Genomic DNA, 22,568 nt, shown 5'->3' on the forward strand with positions numbered 1-22,568 from the left:
GGACCACCAAGTGATACCCAGCGAACGAGACGATCTAACGCAAACAATCCATCCCATGGAGAATCAAAATGCGTCATGTACCCAACGTCAGGGCATCTCATCGCGCCTTGCATTAAAATCTCATTAGCAAACTGGAGCTTCTTCTCACCATGCATTGCTAAACCAACCGTTTGAATATCTTCATGCACGCTACCAATAACGTCAAAGACGTTATCTACGGCTTTAACGGTAATCACGCGTTGATAGGTTGGTTCAACTAAATCAGTGCCTTCATCGAACAACACCGTCCAACGTAAATGACGGTCATTCCATGATTCACCAATGAAACCATACTCTGCAATTTTTGAACGTATCTTGTTTGCCTGCCCAATGTCTGGCACTTGAGTCGGTAAGCGCACAAGAGCCTTATCCATTGCTGCAGCTAGCTTTTCAGCGAATTCTTTCGGGGTTATGTCACCGCCCTTTTCAACAAAGATGGTGTGAGGCGAAGCACAAGCAAACTGGTCAAATACACTTGAATCCGTTGCTGCTCGACGTATCAGTTTTCGAATGGCCTTTTCGGAATCTAAGGCGTCACTACCAATCACCATCATCGACAACTTAGGCCCAAAAAGGATATCTTGACTGTTATATTTTTTCGGTAAAGCACTTACCGCTTCTATTGCTTCTCGACCACCCCAAGCAATACGCACATCGGCATTCGCAGAAAAGCGTTCTGCTATCTTTGTTTGATGACGGTCAAAGTACACAACAGCCAGTGTTTCTAACAGGTCATCACCATGAATGGTATACCCACCAGGTGTGGTGTAACTGATGCCTTTAAAAGTACTTAACAACACAGGAAGTGCTTGAGATTCATCTGCCGATACCTTAAGGATATTCGCATTTTTACTCAATATACTCTGAACTAACGCAAACATACCAAGCAGTGGCACATTACCAGATAACCAGTGAGATACGACGCCTCTAGGCATCGCTTTAAGCGAACTGTGGCTGATGTCTTTGCGAGGCATAAAGTTGTCGAGAAAACCCCGTTGTCCGTGCAACGCCGAATCAAGCAAACTACGTAAGCGATTAGGCTCACACCAATCCGCCAAGAAGTTAAGTCCAGTATGACGATAAGGGTCTAACTCGGGGTTTTCAGCCCAAGTTTTACGAGCAGTATCGAAAAGACCGAGTATCGCTTCAGCAGGCTGTTTCGCTAACCATTGTTGCTTCAACTTAAGGTGTGTCAGAATCGCATTCAACTGCTCAGAAGGTGAGTCAGATTCATTCAAGTCGACCGGGGCGTGATACACCACCATATGTTCAGCTTGTTCTGCAGATTGCTTCGAGGTTGGCTTTTTGGTGACTTTTTCAGACATGACATCACCACAGCCACGAACTTCAGCTTTCTTAGCTCGACCAATCACTTTGAAGCGCTTTCCAACTCGCCCACACTCACACACAGAATCTTCGACAACACCAAGATCATCGGTCAATACAACATTGCCAGGGTAAGAGTGTTGCAGCGGGCTAACAAACTCCAATAAGCCCACCACACCATTCGGACAAGGTGATAGATCAGCTTCATCTCGAATAATCACGTCAGAGTAAGCATGTACATGCTTCCAGCCCGCTTTACAGTCTGGGTAGTTCAACCCCATTTGCTCTGTAAAACCGTAAATATCAATAACATTATCGGGGGAGATACCCAATACGTGCGCGATGTCTTGGTTGAATGTTTTCTTATCAACCTTCTCAGATTCCAGTTTCTTCCAACCACCAATATGGATGACCTGAGAGCCAGCCGGAAGTTTAAAGGACACCCCTTTTTCTTTTAGACTCTTGAAAACCGTATGGTACAGAACGAAAGTAAAACCGAAAATGACAAGCGGCTCTTCACTGTCTAACCCATTTAAATGCTCAACAAACTGCTGCTCTAAAAACTCTAACGGAGCTGAAGGGCTAGAAGCATCAATAAAGTAATGAGAAGATGACGCAAAGTTTAGATAGCCTTTAACGGCTGCAATACGAGCGCCTAAGTTGCTTGCATTTGGGCTCGTTGGATCGATATCCATGATACAGAACGGGCGCCTTTTCGGTCCTAAAACCTCTTGCATCACGCGAGCCATTGCTCTGGTTTGACGACGAGCCGTAACCTTATCAAGAAGAACGGTACTTGGTACCCCACTTGTCGCCGAAGATTGAAGCTTAGTCTTGATAGCCGTTTCGCTAACCGACGCTAATTTATGGCCAAGAGCTTTAAAAATATGCACAGGGATCGCCGGTATGTCTTCCAAGCTGCCACTGAACTGCATTGGGTTGAACCCATTTTTCACGCAGAACTTACGGTACATCTCATTGCTGTTATAGTGATGTACTAGCTCTTCAAGCAAGTTCTGTTTAAATAAGGGTTGCTTTTGAGCTTCAGGTAACTCGAAAGGGCGGGCATCTAATACGCTCGTTAGGCTTTCATTCTTTATAGACATTTCTTTACTATCTCTTTAACGTCATCTTCAGCGAAAGCGACTGGGTTTGTCGCAGCAGCAGGATCAAGTAATGCGTTCTTTGCAATGTTGTCTAGTTGCTCATTCGATAGATTCAAAGAAACGCCTTGCCCCGAGGTTAAACCCTTAAACAGGTCAAGAAGAGCCTGTCTACTTGGTAAACCAGCATTCTTAATTAGTCGTTCATATTTCTGCTCAACGGCCTGATCTTGAGAATTGAACTCAATAACGGCTGGCATAAGCACCCCATTTGCTAATCCATGCCCGACATTAAAATGTCCTAGTTGGTGGGCGATAGCATGTGAAAGCCCGACAACACAGTGGTTCTGAACCCAACCAGCAAGCATTGCAGCGTGCTGTAATTCTGAGAGCATGTCGATATGCCACTCATCCTGATCTAACTGTGACTGATAACGATAGACAATCGATACGGATTGTTCCGCAAATGTCTCCATTAATGGGTGAGGGATTTTAGACACATAGCCTTCAATCGCATGGGAGAGCGCATCGGCGACTGTAGTTCTTAAAATACTTAATGGGACCTCAGAGACAAGATCAGGGTCTAGAATCACTAAATCAGGAAGGAAATCGTGTGTAACGACCGCTTTTTTACTTTGAGTTGCACTATCTAACATGACAGCTGCCGATGACACTTCGGACCCCGCTCCTACCGTGGTAGGAATCGCTGCAAATTTTGCACGCCCACGCAGTGGCGGTATTGCAAATGGTCGGAATAAGACATCTGGGCCGATCGTTGGGCATTCATAAAGCAGCCACGCTAGCTTAGCGCCATCAATAATGGAGCCGCCACCAAGTGCGATAATATAATCAGGTTGGAATGACTCAAGCTCACCAACCACACCTGAAAGTTCATCAACCGTCGGTTCACCTTTCCAAGATTTTTCGATCACACGAACACTGGTCGCGTTGACTAAACGAACAACTTGTTCAAAAAACTTTGACTTACGAAATGAGGGGCTGATTATTAGTGCGACACGATTTGCCACAAGGCCTTTGAGTGCCATTCTTGCATTCTTTCCGTTCGCAATTTCATTAGCATTACGAAATACGGGCAAAGGAAATCGAAGTTTTAACATGAAGTTCTCTTACATTTTAGTCAGATGTAGACGTTGAATTTTACCTGTGGATGTTTTTGGTAACGCATCAATGACTTTGTACTTTTCAGGGCGCATATGAACAGGGAGTCGTTGTGCAACCGTTTCCCTTAGTCGAGATTCTAATGTATGAATGTCATCAATCATGGCAGGCTCAACAACGATAAACGCTTGAACGACTTCTCCCATGCTTGCGTCTGCGCATGGAACGCAGGCGGACTCTATTACACCATCATCAGAATTCAGCACTTCTTCAATTTGGTAAGGGCTTACCTTCTTGCCCCCGACATTGATGATCTCTTTGAGTCGTCCAGTTAAGAACAAATAGTCGCCTTCGTATTTGCCCAAATCACCCGTTCGGAAGTAGCCGTTCGAAAACGCTACAGACGTCAAGTCTTGATTCTGGTAGTACTCTGTTAGCATCCATGGCGCCTTAAATGCTATTTCACCGATCTCACCTTCAGGTAGATGCAGTCCATCTTCATTAAGAATAGCAAACTCAGCGCCTCGCGAAGCATGGCCTACAGCTTCTAAATTGTCAGTATGGAAATGAGTGAATACCGCACGAGAAACTTCTGTCAAACCATAGTGCATAACAATATGAGTTGATGGGAACCATTGTATTAACAGTGCTTTATCCTCAGGAGACAAACGCGCGCTTCCAAACTCTATATATTTTAGCTGATGAGCATATTTACTGATGCGGTCTTTAGACATTGTAGTAATAAATGCCCAAGCAGATGGGACCAGTCCGAGTCCTGTTACCTTATGACTCTCAATGGCCTTAAAAACACTTTTCAAACGCTGTAGCGGATAACCTAATACCAACGTACCACCAACAAAAAGAGTGGTTCGCATGCGTCCCATACCAAAAGAGTGGCTAAGAGGCATTAATAGAAGCTCAACATCTTCTGGTGTGTTGCCTACCTCACCGACAATATGCTGAGTAGCTCTCAACAACTGCTCATGACTCAAAGCGACACCTTTAGGCTCGCCAGTTGTCCCACTCGTAAACATGAGGTCGGCGATACCACTAGAAATATGGCTGGTAACTTCTTTGTCGGACTCTAAAGGATGAATATCCGCTATGTAGGTTTGACAGTCTTCAATCGATAGACTCGGATTAACCTTTTTATCGATAAATTGCTTGTAACTTTCGTCTGCGTCGGCAGCCAAGTTAACCACTTTTGCACCAATATAATGGATCGCAAAATACACAGCTACAAAAGCGTAACTGTTAGATGCCGTCACAACGACAGCATCTCCGGGTTCGACTTCCTTCATTAATTTAGAAGCCGTGCACTTGATAGTCTCAGCGAGTTGCATGTAGGTAACAGCTGCGTCTTTCTCGTAGAGAGCGACATGCTGAGGACGAGATGCTGCGTGAGCTAGTATTGTTTCGACTACCGACATAAAACGTTACTCATTGTTTAAAACAGCGTCGACAATGTCTTCTACATCTTCGATCTCTAACGTCTGCTCGATGTCTAACACTACGCCTAGATCTGACTCTAATGCAGCGATGATGCGCATGTGAGCAAGAGAGTCCCATTCAGGAATATCGCCAACTGCCAAGTCATCAGTTATTTTTTCAGCGGGAACAGACAACACTTTTGAAATAACATCAATAGTTGATTTTTTATTATGCAAAATTAAATCCTCAAACTCTTAACTTGTTAACTTATTAACTTATTAACTTAGATTTTGTTTTCATGGCAGGATTACCAAAATAAACACCATGTTCTTTCAGATTGCTAATTACTACAGCACCTAAACCAACAGTGACATCCTCTCCCACAGTAATACGTTGCAATACGGTCGAGTTGGGTGCCAAACGCGATTTATCTCCAATTTCAACATATCCACACAAAGTAACCGAAGCTGCTATAGAAACATTATTCCCAACATGACAATCATGAGATATAAGGCATAGAGCATCAATTTTAACATTGTCGGAAATGATAGTGTTATCTATATTCCCTTGAGCTATTACCGTATTATATCCAATTTCAACATTGTTTCCAATTACGACACCTCCAAGCGATTCTAGTGGAGTCAAAACCCCAGAAACATTTGTATGATTATAACCTTTAGAACCAACAATAACATTAGATCTAATTATGCAATTATCGCCAATGACAGTCCCACTTTTAATCATTACATTATCTTCAATAATACAATTCATACCAATTGAGACATCTTCTTCGATAACAACATTATTTCCAGTAAAAACTGATTCATCTCTAGATTTAGATAGAGTTATCTTTTTAAATCCTACATTCCTTACAATATTATTAACAATTGTAATAATAGATTCTTTTACATTATCTACAACGATACAAGCGTAACCTTCAAGCTCCTCTTCACATACAACTATCAGATTGTTTTTGTTACAAGGTAGAGGTCCTTTAATATATTCACAAATACTATCTTCGCTGGTCGAACTGTTATCTGAAATCGATTGAATTAGTACGTTCAAGTCCAAATGATTAGGGTTAGTAAAAATAACATCTTGTAGAATATCAATAAGTTTCGAAGCTGAATTAAAATAACGAGACATATAAGGCCTAAAGTCGATACTATTTAATCGTTGTAATTAAAGACGCATATCTGCGTCCGAATAATTGAATACGTGCTTAACATCATAAACGATGTGGTTTTCTTTACATAGCGATCGAATTTTATCGATGCCCATCTTTTTAGTTTCACTATGATCTACGGCTAAAACAACGGCATCATATTTTCCATTTTCTAACGCATCAGTAAGCTCGATATCATATTCAACTTTAACTTCTTCCTTTGAGGCCCAAGTATCATGAACATCAACAGACATATTAAAATCTCTAAGCTCTTTAACAATATCAATAATTTTGGTATTACGTACATCAGGGCAATCGCCCTTAAATGTAAAGCCTAATATAAGAACTTTCGCTTCATCAATATGAATTTTTTTACTTGCCAGTTTTTTTACAAGTTGAGTCGCAACATATTCACCCATACCATCATTAATACGACGGCCAGCAAGAATAACCTCTGGTCGATAACCGACTTCTTGAGCTTTATGAGTAAGATAGTAAGGATCAACACTAATACAATGACCACCAACAAGACCTGGTTTGAAGGGTAAGAAATTCCATTTTGTTCCAGCTGCTTTTAGAACTTCTTCAGTATCAATTTCAAGTTTATTAAAAATTTTCGCAAACTCATTAATAATCGCAATATTTAAATCACGCTGCGTATTTTCAATGACTTTTGCTGCTTCTGCGACTTTAATTGAAGAAGCTTTATGCGTACCAGCATCGACAATCGATGAATAAACAGAGTCTACATAATCTGCAATCTCAGTCGTAGAACCAGAAGTTATCTTCATAATCGTTGTGAGACGATTTACTTTATCACCTGGGTTTATTCGTTCAGGGCTATAACCGGCAAAAAAATCTTTATTAAAAGTCAAACCAGATAACTTTTCAATAATGGGGATACATATTTCTTCTGTCGCACCAGGGTATACTGTAGACTCAAACACGACAACATCCCCTTTAGAAACCACATTAGCTAATGCTTCTGATGCATTTTTCAAAGGAGTAAGATCGGGGGTTTTATCATCTGTAATTGGTGTCGGAACTGTAACTACATAAAAGTTACAGTTCTTTATATCGCTTAGCTCACTCGTGTAAGATAAGTATTGTGCTGACTGTAACTCTGAAGAAGTACACTCAAGTGTTGAATCCATTCCCTCTATAAGTTCTAAAACTCGCGGTGTGTTTATATCAAAGCCAATCGTATTGTACTTTTTACCGAATTCTACTGCTAGTGGTAGCCCTACATAACCAAGTCCAATAATGCCAATATTTAAATTGTCTAACGTCATTTTAATTTCTCAATATTATAAATTCAATGGTAACCCAATTTCTTTATTATCACGTGCCGAGCGATAAGTACTAATCAATAGCTCAAGTGACTTCAGGCCTTCTCGACCATCAGTTTCAGGGGCAGCTTTGCCACGTAAAACGTCTGCTACATTCTGAAAATATGGTGGGTGACCAAAACCATAAACAGAGGTTGTTTGATAATTGGCATTTTCAATATCAGCATCATAATCTTTATCTTCTGAAAATGTCCATTCTTGAATCTCATTGACTGCAACACCACCAATACGAACTGTACCTTTTTCGCCTAAAATGGTAATCGAACCCTCGAGATTTTTAGGGTACGTACACATAGTAACAGCCATAGAGCCGACAGCACCATTACGCCATTTAATATTAACTACGCCAGTATCTTCTACATCAATATCTCGATAGGTTGATGTCATCGCATGAATTTTTTCGACTGGCCCAATAAGCCAATGCATCAAATCAACATAGTGCGTTGCTTGATTCATAAAAGCACCACCGTCCATATCCCAAGTGCCTGACCATGCGGCTCGATCATAATACTCTTGTGGGCGAGTCCAAAACACATTTAGATGAACCATGTGAATTTGCCCAAAACGTTTTTCGGTTACAGCTCGCTTAAGTAATTGCAAAGTTGAATTGCGGCGGTTTTGCTTAACTACAAATAAACGAACGTTCGCTTCATCACATGCTCGCACCATTGCTAAACCATCTTCCCATTTAGTAGCCATAGGCTTTTCTGTAATGACATTAACTTTAGCTTTAGCTGCTTTTATAGTTTGAGATGCATGAATACCACTGGGCGTACAAAGCGTTACCAAATCTAGTTCTTCTTTCTCTAGTAACTCATCAATAGAAAGGTAACCTGGAACATTGAACTTTGACACGTGTTCAGAAAGCGTTTCCTTATTATTGTCACAAACTGCAACTAATTCATATTCATCATTTAGTTTCTCAATTGAACCAAAGTGATTTTTAGAAATACGACCACAACCAACGACTGCTATGCGAATTTTTCTGGTTTTTATCATGATATATTCTTTCTAAAGAAGGGAGGAGGGGCCTCAGACTTTGAACCTCACCTGAGACATTTTTCATTCATTTGAGATCATCTATCCTAGACAATCCCTTATAAAAATAGATTTTTCTTACTTTTAGAAAAGGGCTTCAGTAAGCCCTATTTTTTATCACTTGAGTAGGTATAGTTATAATAACCATACCCGTAAGAACTTGATGCTTTCTTCTCTATTGCGTTGAAGATAACACCTTTAATTTCAACTCCCGACTGCTCAAAGCGACTTCGGGCGACATCAATCTCTTTAACCGTATTTTGGCCGAAACGAGCCACCATTAAAGTGGTACCAGCAAAAGTACCGACAATGCACGGGTCAGTTACAGCCAGCACGGGGGGGGTATCTACTATAACCAAATCATACTCTTTTGAAGCCCATTCCATTAGCTGCGCGAAACGTGGGTGCATCAAAAGCTCTGAAGGGTTTGGCGGTACTTGTCCGCGAGTAATAATCTCAAGGTTTTCAACCGGGGTTGATTTAACCGACTCAGTAAAGCTCTGCTTACCGATTAAAAGGTCTGATAGGCCATTATCCCACTTAACACCGAAGCTTTGTTGCAAATAACCTTTACGCATATCCGCGTCAATCAACAATACTTTTTGTCCCGTTTTAGCAGCAACCGCTGCGAAGTTAGTCGAGATAAAAGATTTACCGATACCTGGCGCAGGGCCAGAAATCATCAATATGTTATTTTTGGCTTCAAGCATCGCAAAGTGAAGACTAGTTCGAAGTCCACGTAGTGCTTCAACAGACAGATCCGCTGGGTTAGATTCAGCAAGCAAAGCTTGGGTTCCAGAAGTTCGTTTTTTCTTAGATTTAAAACGGTTAGTTAATTCCAGTTGCAAATCCGACTTAGGCACAGCGGCATAAACTGGCAAACCAATCTCTTCGATTTGGTCTGGGCTTTCAACACCGCGATGGAATGCCGCTTTCACGAACACAAATGCCACGCTTAACATGCCACCGAGTAGTGTAGCTAGTACAACGATCAGTGGCTTCTTCGGTTTTACTGCACGCGCATAAGCTTGCGCATCATCCAAAATGCGTACATTGCCCACGGTACCCGCTTTGATAATGCTTAGTTCTTGTACTTTGTTTAGAAGTTGAATATAGATTTGCTGGTTTACTTCAACGTCACGCGTCATACGCAGTACTTCACGTTGTGTTTTTGGTAGCTTTTGCACTTGCTGGTTTAAGCGCTCTTTCTCTTTCAAAAGCGTTGCACGCTTATCAAGTAGTGATTTATACGCAGGGTGATCTTTGGTAAAACGTTGACTAATTTCACTCTCTTTAAACGTCAACTCATTCAGTTGTGCTTCCAGTTCTACCATCACTTTTAGCGTTGACTGAGCTTCTAAGCCCAAGTCAATCGACTCGTTTTCTTGACGATAGTTATTTAGCGTATCTTCAAATGTCGTTAACTGAGATTTGATACCGGGAAGGTGACCCTCTAGGAAGGCTAAACTTTTCTCTGCTTCCGCAGAGTTACGTTTTACATTTTGTAAGAAATAGATTTGGCTAATATGGTTTAAGATTTCAGAAATCTGCTGCTTATTCTCGCCCTCAAAGCTTAGCTTCAGAATGCCCGTCTGCTTACCTTGCTCAGATAAAGACAAAGATTGCTTAAGCCACTCAATTGCTTCAAGACGACTGCGATTAGCGATAGCAAACTCAAAATCCTTGTGGGATTCAAAGCCCGCTACAAAAAGACTGTAATCGTCAGCAGTGGCTAGTTGACCAATGTTACCTTCTAGGATGACACGCTCGTCTTCTCGAATCAGCTGGTAAGCCCCCTGCTCTGCATCTAGGATACGAATCGTATGAGCATATCCGGTAGCATAGCCTGGAACCACAAAACGACTAACAGAAATGTTATTAACATCTCCGGTTAAACGAGCAATACCTTTACCAACAACAGGTGTGTAAATAGGAGAGGTAACCGTAGTTAGATTAAACTTATCGACCGTTTCCCCCAAGATCATTCTCGATTTGATAATCTCAATTTCAGTAATTGCAGAGGATTCCTGTGCGAACAGTTCACCCATATCACCAACCATTGAAGAGATACCGCCAGAGCTTTTCTGTTCAATCTGGATTAATGCATCTGCTTTGTAGATAGGAGTGGATAAGAGTGCAAATACAACACCACCAACCGCAAACATAAATGTGGTAAAGATAATCCACCACTTGGCATCAAGCAGAATACCAAATAGCTTTCCTAAATCGATTTCATCTGAGTTATCAGTCTGTGATTGCCTAGATGGTTGTGTTGTCATTGAATTGCTACTTCCTAAAAATTGTACTGTTTTTAGGGTTGGTTTATTAGTAACAAACCAACCTAGATAATTAATGTTATCGCTTCCTGATGATTAAGAGTTAAGCCCAATAACTCATAGCTTATTCGCCCATGCCAGTGCAGCTTCTTCTATCAGCTTATAAGCGTGCTCAAAGGCTTCTCGGCTTTGGCGGTATGGATCGGGAATGTCTTGTTGACCGATCCACTGGCCAAACAACATGGTTTTTCCACGTGCTTCTGGAGAAATCTGAGTCAACGCTTCCATATGGCCTTTTTCCATCACTAAGATCAGATCATACTGCGCACAAAGTTGAGGTGTGACTTGCTGTGATTGGTGGCCTTCCACATCCACACCATTTTCTGCTGCAATCAGGATTGCGGTTTCATCTGCTGGTTTACCAATCAAACGACTTTTTTCCGCAGCAATACCAGCTGATGCTACTTGTTTGTTTGGCAATAGTTTTTGCAAAACACGCTCTCCTGTTGGGGAACGGCAAATATTGCCAACACAAACGACAAGAATTTTATTAAACATAAATTACTATCAACCCATATAAATCAGGCCACACAGAATGTGACCCGATGTTCAATGTATTTTGATTTACGGCCAGTTGCGAATGCGCAACACGCCTTCGGTTAGGTCATTGAATCCGGTAATTGTAGGAACAAGTTGTCCAATTACACGGTTCCAACGGCTGATCGGTGCGGCCGTTACATAAACAATATCGTACGGCTTTAAATCAAACTCTGTGCCAATAACTAAAGCTGAGGCGTCTTCCATATTAAGTTGATAGATGTCAGCCATACGTTCTGATTTATCATCAGAAGTACGAATCACAAAAATACCCGTTGCATCGGCAGATAGTTGGTTGATGCCACCCACATTACTCAGCGCTTCAGTTAGACTCATACCGACACGGTCAATCTTTAGTAACTGGGGTTCGTTCACTTCTCCCATCACAAACACTTTTTGACTATCATTGCGTGGTACGTGAACAATATCGCCAGCTTGTAACAAACGGTTTTGAGTCAAGTCTCCGCGTTGCATGAGACCATATAGTGAAATGTTTTCTTCAACACCGTTGCGCGTCAAAGACACATTACGCCAATCCGCATCCTCAGATAAGCCGCCAGAGCGGTTCACTGCATCAAGCAAAGTTAAAGGAATATTGGTAATCGCTTGCTGACCAGGGTTTGACACCTCCCCCGTGATGTAAGTTTTCTTAGAGCGGAAAGCAGCCACATTCACATCCACCTGGGGGCTTTCAATGTACTTAGCTAGACGCTCCGCCACATCCGAACGAATTTCGCGAACAGTTTTACCAGCCACTTCTACCGTACCAATATAAGGGTAGAAGATGGTGCCATCTGCATGAACCCAGTTACCAGCCTCAGACGCGCTACGATAAGAACCCGCAGGAATCGTCAGTTCAGGGTGATCCCAGATCGTGACATTCAAAATATCGCCCACACCAACTTTGTACTCATACTTAGCTATATCAACATCTAATTCTGGGTTAGCTTGAGACACTAACTGAGTTTTACTTTTGTAATTAGAGACTGTTTGAGCAGTTAGAGGGTAAAGGTTAACAACATCTGAAATATCCGCAGCGTGTTGTTCCTCTGAAGGAAGGATCACATTCTTATCATCGGTAGTAAGGTGCGTGCCTGGAGTAGTACAGCCAACCAATAAGGCGGGCAATAACGCAAGAAAGAGACGATTTTTCTTAATCTTCATGTTAACCAAATCATAGTTGAGAAAATGTAATCACGTCCAAGTGATACAAAGTAATTGACCTTACCATTGGCAATGGCTTAAACGGAGGGGAAAAGGAGTGATAGTTTGATATCGATTCCACTTTAAATTGCTTTCGGGCACGCTACCGCCCGTTGATATACCGCGACATCACACTGCGTAGTTGTCTGTGCACCAGAAGCGGCCCCTTGAACGGTAAAAAGCCAATGGTGATTTTATAAAACATGCATCAAAAACATGCTCAAATTTAATCCGTATGTATTATCCACAGTTTGTTTGTATTATCAACCTTGTTGAATGGTTTAAGGGGCAGATACGAGATGCGGGTAAACGAGTGGCGAAGGGATAAAAGAGCAGTTTCGAGATGTGAGTAAACGAGTGGCGAAAAGATAAAAGAGCAGTTTCGAGATGCGAGTAAACGAGTGACGAAAAGACAAAAGAGCAGATTCGAGATGCGGGTGTCGAGTAAACGAAAAGATAAAAGAGTAGTGGCGGGATTCGCGCACGAGACGCGAAGAACAGCTCTTCGAATCTCACATCTCGTTTACTCTAATCTGCTCTTAAGCTCTTCGAATCTCGAATCTCGAATCCCGCTTACTCGTATCTTCGCCTTATTCCACCTTACTTGGCCTTTGGAACCATGGTGATCTTGCGTCAGTTTGTTCAAACAAATTGTATTGTTTGTTTAACACTTGCCCACCGTCACGGGTTAGGGGTTGCCATGTGAATTGAGTACGGTTTGAACTTGGTTTAACTGTTAGCAAATCAAATGGGATTGATACATAGAAGCCTTTGGTGTAGCTACCTTCACCGAAATCTTCTTCACTTAAATCGGTTAAACTAACAAACGCACCTGCAATTACACCGCTCTTGAACTGCTTAGAGAAGTCGATACGGGTACCTATATCGCCAGCTAAGAACTTACCAAAGCCGACTTTAAATAGCGTATCGCTTAAGAACTCCCACTGTGGCATATAGTAACCAGTCACAAAGCCTGTGGTGCCTTTATCAATAACTCGATAAGAACGGCCTGGGTCCGTTGGGTGTGCTTGCCACTCTTCATCAAAGGTTTCAAACCAGCTATCAGGATCACGTTGGCTGATGGCTGTTACATCCGCCCCAATAGCCCAATTACTATTATATGGGCGGTAAAGTACTTCACCACCGACACCCGCAAACATACTCTCTAGGTAACCCGCATAGGCTTGGCTATAAATACCGCTACCGTAATCTTCAAACCAAGTAAGTTGCAATCTGTCTAGGCGAACTGGCTCTTCTACATATTCACGGAACAGGGTTCTCACCCTTGCAGTTTGGTCGGTGCCGTCTTCTGGTACTGTGTAGTTAAACTTGTCGTAGTTATCGATAAGATTGATGTACAAAGAGCCCGACAGCTCGATATTACTAGTAGCCCAAAAAGAGGCGTTGGTATATACCCCTAACGCATACAGATAGAAATCTTCTGCTGAACCGAAAGATTGGGCCAAGTTTGGGGATACCGACACATCGAAACGCTCACGAGCATCGTGGTACTCCACTGCTGAACCAGATGCAACTTCTCTATTCTGAGTCGAGTCTTTGATATCAGAATCTAAGTAAGAGTAGCTAGCCGACTTTTTAAACTGATTAGCATTAATATCCGTTTCTGAAAGCTCACCTGCACTGCTAGTTTCAACAATTTGGTAAGTATCAATATAATCAGGGACGTGATTAGCGATTACTGTAGCTCCACGTTCAAGTGCTACTTCACGATCGCGGTATTTAACCTGTTCGCCTTTGACCACCAGCGTATTATCATCAACTAGAACTTTCGCTTGCTCATAGCCTGCAATGGTATCTAACTCTTCTGTTAGTTTAGCTAAATCAACCTCACCCATGCTACTTGCTTCACTCGGACGAAGTTCTGCGGCTTCCGTATCACGCCAAATTGAGGCTATTTCATTGAAGTTGGTGGTTAGGTCAAAGCCCATGGTTAGTGTATCGCCGCGCTCGTAACTCACCTTGGCTGTAGCCCAGTCATTGAAACGATACAGAGCACCTACATTCCAAGGCGTATGTTGTGTCATATCAACGCCACCACGTACTACCGGGAAATCTTGAGAGTAGTCGTTACTGTCGTATTCGAGCTTTAAAGTTAGTGGCTTAAATGGCGTTTGATACTCCAAGCCACCGTAAATTGCTGCATCGCCTTTAAACCAGCGTTCAAAATCAATACTGCCACCATTACCTTTGAAGTCAGACGTGCGTTCACAAAACCTATCGCTAGCTTTACAGAATGGGTTAGTAAAATTACCGCTGGTACCCATGTAACCCCAACCCATACCTAAAGTTACATCTAACGGGCCAAATCGCTTACTAGCAGCAATAAATTCACCATCAAATAGGCCCGTACCACCAAAGTCGCGAACACCGACAGATAATTCTGGCAGGTAGTATCCTTCTTCAATCAAGCGAACTTTAAAGTCGATACCTTTATCTGTGTACTTAGTACAACCACTAAAACTGTTTTGGGAGCAATCCCCGCTGCCATTACCAGTGTAGAGCAAGTCTTGAACTTGGGTATAACGAATCGTGGTTTCTAACCAAGGCATTACCTGCAAGCTAACGTTGTAAAAATAATATTCGTTATTGAATGATGCGCTTAAGTTAAATTCACCTTCCGGTGCCATACGTGCGGTTGGCATCTGCATCAAGCCTACGCCACCAAAGTTAGTTTGCGAATGCTTTAACGTCGGAATGTTAAAACTTGAAACTTCCACTTCCGAAGGCTGCTGTTCTTGTGCAGTAGCAGAAAAGCTACTCGCAGCTAATAAAGCGCTAGTGATCGAACTTGCAAGAAGCGTTAATGGAAATGATTGATTAGACGACATTACAAATTAACCTTATAACGTAGAAGTTCGATAATATTTTGATTCAAAGTTGAAAACTCAGAAGGCAGAGAGTCAAAAGCAATAAAAAGAATCGCACTTGGGGCGAAGTAAGCTTGTTTACTGTTCCAGTAGGCGTAGCTTACCTCATCAACATGGCCATCTGGCTGAATCACAACTGCTGTACTTTTATCCGCAACCTCGAGCAACTCATCTTTTGGTAGCATAGAGAGGTAGTTATCTAATTGGCCATGCTCGATTAACTTGAGTTTATGCGCTTGTTTTACTGCACCAACCATCGTTAGGTGAGTTGGCCTCTGGGTTAGATACAAGGTGAAACGTTGCGCTTGATTTGACTTACCCGATTCGAATGTCTTCCCTTTTGAGACCAATATGTTTTTTGAAAGCGATATATCTTTTGAAAACAAGAGCGGGTTTTTCTCTGGTTGGGAGATCACTGCGTTTCTATCTAAATCGACAAAGTAACGCGCTTGGTAATCAAAGGACTCCAATTGTGTAATCACTGTTCTTACTTGTGGTTCTTGTTGCGCTAGTTTGTTCAACTGTTCGATTACTCGTGCTTTTAAAGTATCAACTTCTTGCTGTGCATTACGATCAAACAGTTGTGCTGATAGTGGAAAATAACCTAATGCACCATTGGCATTTGCGTCATCTAACACCTGCTCAAGGCGAACGGGCTGTGAGTAATTGAGAGTAATGCCCTGAACAGGCAACTCAACATTAAGTTGTGGTTCTTGAGCTCTTGGTTGCTGAGCGTTAGGCTCTAAAGAAAGGGCGTGTGTCACATTTGATAGGCATAACGAAGAACAAAGCAAAGCCAATGCAGAACGTTTACCTAATTTGATTAATGATTTCATACTGTTCATCACCACCGATTAGTTCGCTTGATAAGGCTTAAGCAGAGTTAGCTCTAAGCGAGTCATATCTGGGCCGAGGTACTGAACCGTTTTCACTACCTTACCTTGGCTATTTACCCAATATTCATTTTCGACTTGCTCACCAAGTGCTGGATAGCTCACTTGCTCGATAAACTTACTTGTTTCTATAGCAGCTAATGGTGTTTGTACCGTTTCTTGGTTTACATAGGTGCGTACAACGTTAGCGCTGTAGCCAAATCGATAATCTGGCTGCCAATCATAGTTGGCTTGCCACTGTTGCGCTTTAGGTTCAGCCGACATATCAAAGCTTGGCACCAATGCATTCGCAGGCTTCGCTGTTAGGCCAGATAGGTTCTCGTAAGGCAATAATAAAGTTTGAACCACACGGCCATTTTCGGTCACGATCATCGCTTTATCAGAAGACATCCACTTTAGTTGCTCAGCGCCCGTTTCTTGGTTTTGCCCAACAAAGGCCAAAACCATAAATATTTTGCCTTGATCGTTAATCTGCGCGTAAATGCTGGCATAAGGCAGGTCTTGGATATATTCAGCTGTGGTAGAAACGTCAGCATCTCCAAACATGGCTTCATTAAAAGTGGCATTTAAGTCTTGGAACTGCTGGGAACAGCCCGTAAGCAACAAACCTAAAGAGGCGATAAGAGGTTTAATCATGATTGTTTGCGCTTCCTAGCAATATTGAGAACACACTGATATAAAAAAACCACTTTATGTTCGCACATAAAATGGCTTTTCATTCACTCAAATAAGAAATTACTGAGTGTTAGTCGTAGTTGTAGCACCACCGTCGTTAGAAGCTACTGCTACTGCTGCGCCTACTGCTACTGCTGCAGTTGTTACCGCTACAGTTGTTGCTGTGCCCGCCGCTGCCGCTGAAGCTGCTGCGCTACCTGCTGCAGCGCCACTAGAGCCTGCACCAGCACCTGCAGCTGCTGCAGTTTCAGTAGCAGCAAAAGCCGCACTTGAGAAGCTAACAGCTAGCGCTGCTACTAAAGCAATCTTTTTCATAATGATTCCCATAAAATATAAACGTTTATATACAGAGGCTAAGATTTCACCTCTATCCGTTGTTCAGCTTAAACAACTAATTGATCATCATAGTGAATAAGTGTGTACAAGTAAATGCATAAATTCTAGACAAAAACTGGTTTATTCCGCGCCTTTACTCACAACCCTCTGCTTCTTCTGTATTCTGCAATCCTTTATCGCTATACTCCAGAACCATATACCAAAGTAACCTCGAGATGCTTGGGTATAGTTTCTAGCCCCAAACGACAAGAGTTTAAGATATGCAAGAGTTAGTACCCTTTATTCAAGAGAATATGATTTTAGCCATCGTATGGATTGGCTTAGTGGTTGCCATCATTATGAATGTCATCAAAACATCGAATGCGGCTTACAAAGAGATCACCGCAGCGCAAACCACACAACTGATGAACCGTGAAAATGGCATTGTGGTTGATATTCGTACTAAAGATGAATACAAAAAAGGTCATATTACTGACGCACTTCACATTTTGCCTTCAGATATCAAATCAAATAACTTTGGTAGCCTTGAAAGCCATAAAGCAGACCCAATCATTGTGGTATGTAAAACAGGTCAAACCGCTCAAGAAAGTGCAAACCTACTAGCAAAAGCTGGGTTTGAAAACGTGAGCTTACTTAAGAATGGCCTAGTTGCTTGGAGTGAAGCGAACCTACCTTTAGTTAAGGGTAAGAAGTAACTCCTAGTAGCATTATTAGTAACACAGTTATCTATATACTCGTTTTTCAGGTTACGTAACCTCATTTTGATTACGGAACCCAATGTAAATTTTTAAGGACAAGAAAATGGCTGAAGCAGCACCTCAAGAAGCACAACAAAACTTCGCAATCCAACGTATCTTCCTAAAAGACGTTTCTTTTGAAGCACCTAACTCACCAGATATGTTCCAAAAAGAGTGGAACCCAGATGTAAAACTGGATCTAGACACTCAAAGCCGTGAACTTGGCCAAGGCGTTTACGAAGTAATTCTGCGCCTTACTGTGACAGTTAAAAACGCAGAAGAGACAGCATTCCTATGTGAAGTACAACAAGGTGGTATCTTTACGGCAAGCGAAATGGAAGCTGGTCAATTAGCACACTGCCTAGGTGCATTCTGCCCGAACATCCTATTCCCATATGCTCGTGAAACTATCTCTAGCCTAGTAGTTAAAGGTACGTTCCCACAACTGAACCTAGCACCAGTTAACTTCGACGCTCTGTTCATGAACTACCTACAAAACCAAGCTCAACAAGCTGAAGGCGAGCAAGCTTAAGTTATACGAGGCTTAATGCCAAATAAGACTTAATCTAACCGTTTAAAAATGCACAGCGCGACTTATGCGGTGTGCATTTTTTATATTTTCGGTATATTCAATAAAGTAAAAAGATACTCTTCTCATTTCCTCAAGACTTTCAGGTGGAAGCATGACAGACACAACTCGCACTAATGACACAAATGACGCTTATGGCAAAGAGATCGCCATGACGGTGATTGGCGCTGGTTCCTACGGCACATCTTTAGCAATTTCTCTTGCACGTAATGGTGCCAACATTGTGCTTTGGGGCCATGAGCCAGAACATATGGCTCGCTTAGAAGCTGATCGCGCTAATCACGAGTTCCTGCCAAACATCGACTTCCCAGAAAGCTTGATTATTGAATCAGACCTAGAGAAAGCGGTATCAGCAACCCGCGACCTGCTTGTTGTTGTTCCAAGCCATGTATTTGGCATTGTACTGAACAGTCTAAAACCTCACCTAAAAACAGATTCACGTATTTGTTGGGCTACCAAAGGGCTAGAGCCAGAAACAGGCCGTCTGTTGAAAGACGTTGCAAGCGACGTGCTTGGTGATGGATATTCATTGGCTGTTCTATCTGGCCCGACGTTTGCCAAAGAGCTTGCAGCAGGTATGCCTACTGCTATTTCTGTCGCTTCACCAGACCAAGAGTTTGTAAAAGAGCTACAAGAGAAGATTCACTGTACCCGCACCTTCCGTGTATACGCGAATGATGACTTTATCGGCATGCAACTAGGCGGCGCGGTTAAGAACGTTATCGCGATTGGTGCTGGCATGTCTGATGGTATCGGTTTTGGTGCCAATGCTCGTACCGCATTAATCACTCGCGGCCTAGCTGAAATGAGTCGCTTAGGCGCTGCACTGGGCGCGAAACCAGAAACCTTCATGGGTATGGCTGGTTTGGGTGATTTGGTACTCACCTGTACTGATAACCAATCACGTAACCGCCGCTTCGGTTTAGCCTTAGGTACAGGTAAAGATGTCGATACCGCACAAGAAGAGATCGGCCAAGTCGTCGAAGGTTACCGCAACACCAAAGAGGTTTGGCTTCTATCTGAACGCATGGGTGTTGAGATGCCAATTGTTGAACAAATTTATCAAGTGTTGTATCAAGGAAAAGATGCACACTTAGCTGCGCAAGATCTGCTAGCTCGAGATAAGAAATCGGAAGGTTAAAAAAGCAGATGAGAGATTCGAGTAGCGAGATGAGAAGAGATTAAAAGCAGATACGGGATGCGAGTAAACGAGATGAGAAGGGATTAAAAGCGGATTCGAGTGACGAGATGCGAGACTCAAAGAGCAAAAGCTGTTCCCATCTTTTAGCTCTTCGCCACTCGTCTTTTTGTATCTCGTATCCCTCATCTCGTTACTGCTCTTTAGCTTTTCGTATTCCGAATCTCGATACTCGTATCTGCCTTTCAAAAAATATGGATAGTAAAAAATGAAACACTGTGAACAACAAAAAGTCTGGCAATGCATTGTAAAGGAAGCCCGAGAGCAGTCTGAGCAGGAGCCTATGCTTGCGAGTTTTTATCATGCGACCATTATCAACCATGACAGTCTCGGTGCTTCGTTAAGTTATATTCTGGCAAACAAACTGAAAACTGCTTCTATGCCTGCGATGGCGGTACGTGAAGTGGTTGAGCAAGCCTTTGCTGAAGACCAATCAATTATCGACGCTGCGGCTTGTGATATTTGCGCGACCGTGACACGAGACCCAGCGGTTGAGATGCACTCTATGCCGCTGCTCTACCTTAAAGGCTACCACGCTCTGCAAGGTTATCGTGTGGCCAACTGGTTGTGGAAGCAAGGGCGCATTGCACTGGCTACATACCTACAAAACCAAATCTCTGTTGCATGCCAAGTGGATATCCACCCGGCTGCACGCATTGGTAAAGCAATCATGCTCGACCATGCAACTGGGATTGTCATTGGTGAAACTGCGGTTGTTGAAAACGATGTATCTATCCTGCAAGACGTAACCTTAGGTGGTACGGGTAAAGAAGGCGGTGATCGTCATCCTAAGATCCGCGAAGGTGTAATGATTGGTGCAGGTGCGAAGATCTTGGGTAACATTGAAGTCGGTGAAGGTGCGAAAATCGGTTCTTGCTCTGTAGTTCTACAAGCTGTTCCAGCGCATACTACGGTTGCTGGTGTTCCAGCTAAGATTGTTGGTAAGCCTAAAACAGACAAGCCGTCTCTGGATATGGATCAAGGGTTTAATGGGCGCTCTCAGAATTTTATTCATGGTGATGGGATTTAAGAGCGGATTCGGGATATGAGTAAGCGAGTGGCGAAGAGAACAAAAGCAGGTGAGAGGTTCGAGTAAACGAGTGGTGAGGAGCTAGAAGACAAGATCAGGTTTGTTCGAATCTCGTACCCCTCATCTCGTCACCACTCTTTGGCTCTTCGCATCCCGAATCTCGTTTATTCTAAAGTATCTGGAATCTATCACTCAATACACACATAATAATCAAGCACCAAGGACTAATTAGTAGGCTGTAGCTAGATGACAAAAACTATAAAACAGATTCGTACTTTGAGCTGTGCTCTTTTGTTATCCACTACTTTTGGTATCGCAACCTCCCCTGCTACTACTCATGCAGCTTCCCAAGGTGAGTTGAAGGGTGTTAAGAGCGAGATCTCTCGCCAGCAACAAGCCCTATCTTCTCAACAAAAGAAGCTGGATAGCCTGCAAGCCAACCTCAAGAAACAAGAGCTCTCAATTGCTTCACTTGAGAAAGGAATCAAGGAAAGTAAGAAGCAGCTTGCTACCGCAAATGCAAACGTTCAGCAACTCAACAATAAGATTCAAGCACTTACTACTCAGAAGCAAGTTCATACCCAGAAGCTTGAGCAACTTATTCAAACTTATTACATGACTCGTCGTGCTAAAGCCTCTTCACACATTCTTAATACGGGTGTCGAAGAAGATCGTATTAGTCATTACTACCAGCACTTGGCCAAAGCGCGCGCGACAACGATTAAAGCGATTGAGCAGACTCAAGCTGAACTTGAAGAGAGCCAGCGTCTTCGTAAAGCAGAACAAGAGCAAATCGCATCCCTACTCAAACAGCAAACGACCAAGCGCGACCAGCTCGCTAAAACTCAAGCTCAGCGCAAGAAAACCGTTGGAAGCATCAAGAAAAGCATTTCTGGTGACCAAAACTATCTTGCAGAACTGCAACGTAACGAGACTCGCCTAAAAGCAGAGATTGCAAAAGCAGAAAAAGCCGCTCGTGAGAGGCGTAATGCTGTTCCAATGGACGGCTTAGCAAAACGCAAAGGTAAACTGCCGTGGCCAATCAAAGGAAAGGTATTACATAACTACGGCTCTCGACAAACCGGGCAAATCAACTGGAAAGGCATGGTAATTAACGCCAGCTACGGCCAACAGGTGAAGTCCGTTTATTCTGGAACGGTGGTATTTGCTGAATACCTGCGTGGCTACGGCTTAGTAGTGTTACTCGATCATGGTAAAGGTGATATGACGTTATACGGCTTTAACCAAGCTTTGCTCAAGAAAGAAGGCGATAAGGTAAAAGCCGGCGAGGCCATTGCGCTTGCTGGTGATACTGGCGGTCAGTCTCGCCCATCACTCTACTTTGAGATCCGTCGAAACAGTCAGGCTCAGAATCCTAAAAGCTGGTTGGTAAGATAAGATCAGATGCGGGATGCGAGTAATCGAGATACGAAGAGAATAAGAGCAGTAACGGGATTCGAGTAAACGAGATGCGAAGAGAATAAGAGCAGTAACGGGATTCGAGTAAGCGAGTAACGAACAGCCATACGATGAAAGCAGCTTTTCGAATCTCGCAACCCGTCACTCGTATCTTTCA

General features: G+C 42.8%; 18 protein-coding genes and 1 pseudogene. 5 read left to right on the plus strand and 14 right to left on the minus strand.

The features are described from left to right. The 14 genes and pseudogenes from AC6R05_RS02155 to AC6R05_RS02220 all read right to left on the minus strand — a co-directional run. On the minus strand, window positions 1-2,471 hold a 2,471-nt coding region (locus AC6R05_RS02155), incomplete at its 3' end, for a LuxE/PaaK family acyltransferase (protein ID WP_500646451.1). Next, entirely contained in the window at window positions 2,462-3,586 is a 1,125-nt protein-coding gene (locus tag AC6R05_RS02160) for an iron-containing alcohol dehydrogenase (RefSeq protein ID WP_500646452.1), read from the minus strand. The genes AC6R05_RS02155 and AC6R05_RS02160, both read right to left, overlap by 10 nt. A gap of 9 nt (window positions 3,587-3,595) precedes the next feature. Beyond that, window positions 3,596-5,017 (minus strand): AMP-binding protein, encoded by a 1,422-nt coding sequence (locus tag AC6R05_RS02165; RefSeq protein WP_500646453.1) that lies wholly within the window; start codon window positions 5,015-5,017, stop codon window positions 3,596-3,598. Window positions 5,018-5,023: 6 nt separating this feature from the next. After that, entirely contained in the window at window positions 5,024-5,233 is a 210-nt protein-coding gene (locus tag AC6R05_RS02170; protein WP_500646450.1) for an acyl carrier protein, read from the minus strand. Window positions 5,234-5,288: 55 nt separating this feature from the next. Next, on the minus strand, window positions 5,289-6,164 hold the full coding sequence (locus AC6R05_RS02175) for a DapH/DapD/GlmU-related protein (RefSeq protein ID WP_500646448.1): 876 nt from the start codon (window positions 6,162-6,164) through the stop codon (window positions 5,289-5,291). 36 nt (window positions 6,165-6,200) lie between these two features. Then, on the minus strand, window positions 6,201-7,475 hold the full coding sequence (tviB, locus tag AC6R05_RS02180) for a Vi polysaccharide biosynthesis UDP-N-acetylglucosamine C-6 dehydrogenase TviB (protein ID WP_500646454.1): 1,275 nt from the start codon (window positions 7,473-7,475) through the stop codon (window positions 6,201-6,203). A 15-nt stretch (window positions 7,476-7,490) separates the two neighbouring features. Then, window positions 7,491-8,531, minus strand: a complete 1,041-nt coding sequence (locus AC6R05_RS02185) for a Gfo/Idh/MocA family protein (RefSeq protein WP_500646455.1) — start codon at window positions 8,529-8,531, stop codon at window positions 7,491-7,493. Window positions 8,532-8,677: 146 nt separating this feature from the next. Continuing rightward, window positions 8,678-10,849 (minus strand): polysaccharide biosynthesis tyrosine autokinase, encoded by a 2,172-nt coding sequence (locus AC6R05_RS02190; RefSeq protein ID WP_500646456.1) that lies wholly within the window; start codon window positions 10,847-10,849, stop codon window positions 8,678-8,680. A gap of 114 nt (window positions 10,850-10,963) precedes the next feature. Continuing rightward, entirely contained in the window at window positions 10,964-11,404 is a 441-nt protein-coding gene (locus AC6R05_RS02195) for a low molecular weight protein-tyrosine-phosphatase (protein ID WP_500646457.1), read from the minus strand. Between the two features lie 66 nt (window positions 11,405-11,470). After that, entirely contained in the window at window positions 11,471-12,607 is a 1,137-nt protein-coding gene (locus AC6R05_RS02200; protein WP_500646458.1) for a polysaccharide export protein, read from the minus strand. 629 nt (window positions 12,608-13,236) lie between these two features. Then, window positions 13,237-15,345 (minus strand): annotated as a pseudogene (locus tag AC6R05_RS02205) (YjbH domain-containing protein); the annotation flags it as partial. 149 nt (window positions 15,346-15,494) lie between these two features. Beyond that, window positions 15,495-16,370, minus strand: coding sequence for a capsule biosynthesis GfcC family protein (locus tag AC6R05_RS02210; RefSeq protein ID WP_500646459.1), 876 nt, complete (start codon window positions 16,368-16,370; stop codon window positions 15,495-15,497). 18 nt (window positions 16,371-16,388) lie between these two features. Continuing rightward, window positions 16,389-17,063 (minus strand): YjbF family lipoprotein, encoded by a 675-nt coding sequence (locus AC6R05_RS02215; RefSeq protein ID WP_500646460.1) that lies wholly within the window; start codon window positions 17,061-17,063, stop codon window positions 16,389-16,391. Between the two features lie 99 nt (window positions 17,064-17,162). Next, the gene (locus AC6R05_RS02220) at window positions 17,163-17,417 is read right to left on the minus strand and encodes a hypothetical protein (protein ID WP_500646461.1); all 255 of its coding nucleotides are present in this window, start codon (window positions 17,415-17,417) and stop codon (window positions 17,163-17,165) included. Window positions 17,418-17,698: 281 nt separating this feature from the next. Here AC6R05_RS02220 and AC6R05_RS02225 point away from each other — a divergent pair, with 281 nt between their 5' ends. The 5 genes from AC6R05_RS02225 (at window position 17,699) to AC6R05_RS02245 (ending at window position 22,390) form a co-directional block, all read left to right on the plus strand. Continuing rightward, window positions 17,699-18,133 (plus strand): rhodanese-like domain-containing protein, encoded by a 435-nt coding sequence (locus AC6R05_RS02225; RefSeq protein WP_500646462.1) that lies wholly within the window; start codon window positions 17,699-17,701, stop codon window positions 18,131-18,133. 106 nt (window positions 18,134-18,239) lie between these two features. Continuing rightward, a complete protein-coding gene (gene secB / locus AC6R05_RS02230; RefSeq protein WP_032551186.1) occupies window positions 18,240-18,707 on the plus strand; it encodes a protein-export chaperone SecB in 468 nt (155 codons plus the stop codon). Window positions 18,708-18,858: 151 nt separating this feature from the next. Next, window positions 18,859-19,905 (plus strand): NAD(P)H-dependent glycerol-3-phosphate dehydrogenase, encoded by a 1,047-nt coding sequence (gpsA, locus tag AC6R05_RS02235; protein ID WP_500646463.1) that lies wholly within the window; start codon window positions 18,859-18,861, stop codon window positions 19,903-19,905. Between the two features lie 265 nt (window positions 19,906-20,170). Then, on the plus strand, window positions 20,171-20,992 hold the full coding sequence (cysE, locus tag AC6R05_RS02240; protein WP_500646464.1) for a serine O-acetyltransferase: 822 nt from the start codon (window positions 20,171-20,173) through the stop codon (window positions 20,990-20,992). Window positions 20,993-21,238: 246 nt separating this feature from the next. Then, window positions 21,239-22,390 carry a murein hydrolase activator EnvC family protein gene (locus AC6R05_RS02245; protein ID WP_500646465.1) on the plus strand — a complete coding sequence of 384 codons (1,152 nt, stop codon included), beginning with the start codon at window positions 21,239-21,241 and terminating at the stop codon, window positions 22,388-22,390. The last annotated feature ends 178 nt before the right edge of the window (window positions 22,391-22,568 follow it).

The sequence above is a fragment of the Vibrio sp. R11-SG3-ISO9 genome (genome assembly GCF_059834255.1).

Bases quoted from the DNA above. Each gene is read 5' to 3' on its own strand.
- AC6R05_RS02195 (WP_500646457.1), bottom strand. From the start codon at position 11,404: ATGTTTAATAAAATTCTTGTCGTTTGTGTTGGCAATATTTGCCGTTCC.
- AC6R05_RS02225 (WP_500646462.1), top strand. From the start codon at position 17,699: ATGCAAGAGTTAGTACCCTTTATTCAAGAGAATATGATTTTAGCCATC.
- AC6R05_RS02210 (WP_500646459.1), bottom strand. From the start codon at position 16,370: ATGAAATCATTAATCAAATTAGGTAAACGTTCTGCATTGGCTTTGCTT.
- AC6R05_RS02220 (WP_500646461.1), bottom strand. From the start codon at position 17,417: ATGAAAAAGATTGCTTTAGTAGCAGCGCTAGCTGTTAGCTTCTCAAGT.
- AC6R05_RS02175 (WP_500646448.1), bottom strand. From the start codon at position 6,164: ATGTCTCGTTATTTTAATTCAGCTTCGAAACTTATTGATATTCTACAA.
- cysE (WP_500646464.1), top strand. From the start codon at position 20,171: ATGAAACACTGTGAACAACAAAAAGTCTGGCAATGCATTGTAAAGGAA.
- AC6R05_RS02160 (WP_500646452.1), bottom strand. From the start codon at position 3,586: ATGTTAAAACTTCGATTTCCTTTGCCCGTATTTCGTAATGCTAATGAA.
- AC6R05_RS02185 (WP_500646455.1), bottom strand. From the start codon at position 8,531: ATGATAAAAACCAGAAAAATTCGCATAGCAGTCGTTGGTTGTGGTCGT.
- AC6R05_RS02190 (WP_500646456.1), bottom strand. From the start codon at position 10,849: ATGACAACACAACCATCTAGGCAATCACAGACTGATAACTCAGATGAA.
- secB (WP_032551186.1), top strand. From the start codon at position 18,240: ATGGCTGAAGCAGCACCTCAAGAAGCACAACAAAACTTCGCAATCCAA.
- AC6R05_RS02215 (WP_500646460.1), bottom strand. From the start codon at position 17,063: ATGATTAAACCTCTTATCGCCTCTTTAGGTTTGTTGCTTACGGGCTGT.
- tviB (WP_500646454.1), bottom strand. From the start codon at position 7,475: ATGACGTTAGACAATTTAAATATTGGCATTATTGGACTTGGTTATGTA.
- AC6R05_RS02165 (WP_500646453.1), bottom strand. From the start codon at position 5,017: ATGTCGGTAGTCGAAACAATACTAGCTCACGCAGCATCTCGTCCTCAG.
- AC6R05_RS02245 (WP_500646465.1), top strand. From the start codon at position 21,239: ATGACAAAAACTATAAAACAGATTCGTACTTTGAGCTGTGCTCTTTTG.
- AC6R05_RS02200 (WP_500646458.1), bottom strand. From the start codon at position 12,607: ATGAAGATTAAGAAAAATCGTCTCTTTCTTGCGTTATTGCCCGCCTTA.
- gpsA (WP_500646463.1), top strand. From the start codon at position 18,859: ATGACAGACACAACTCGCACTAATGACACAAATGACGCTTATGGCAAA.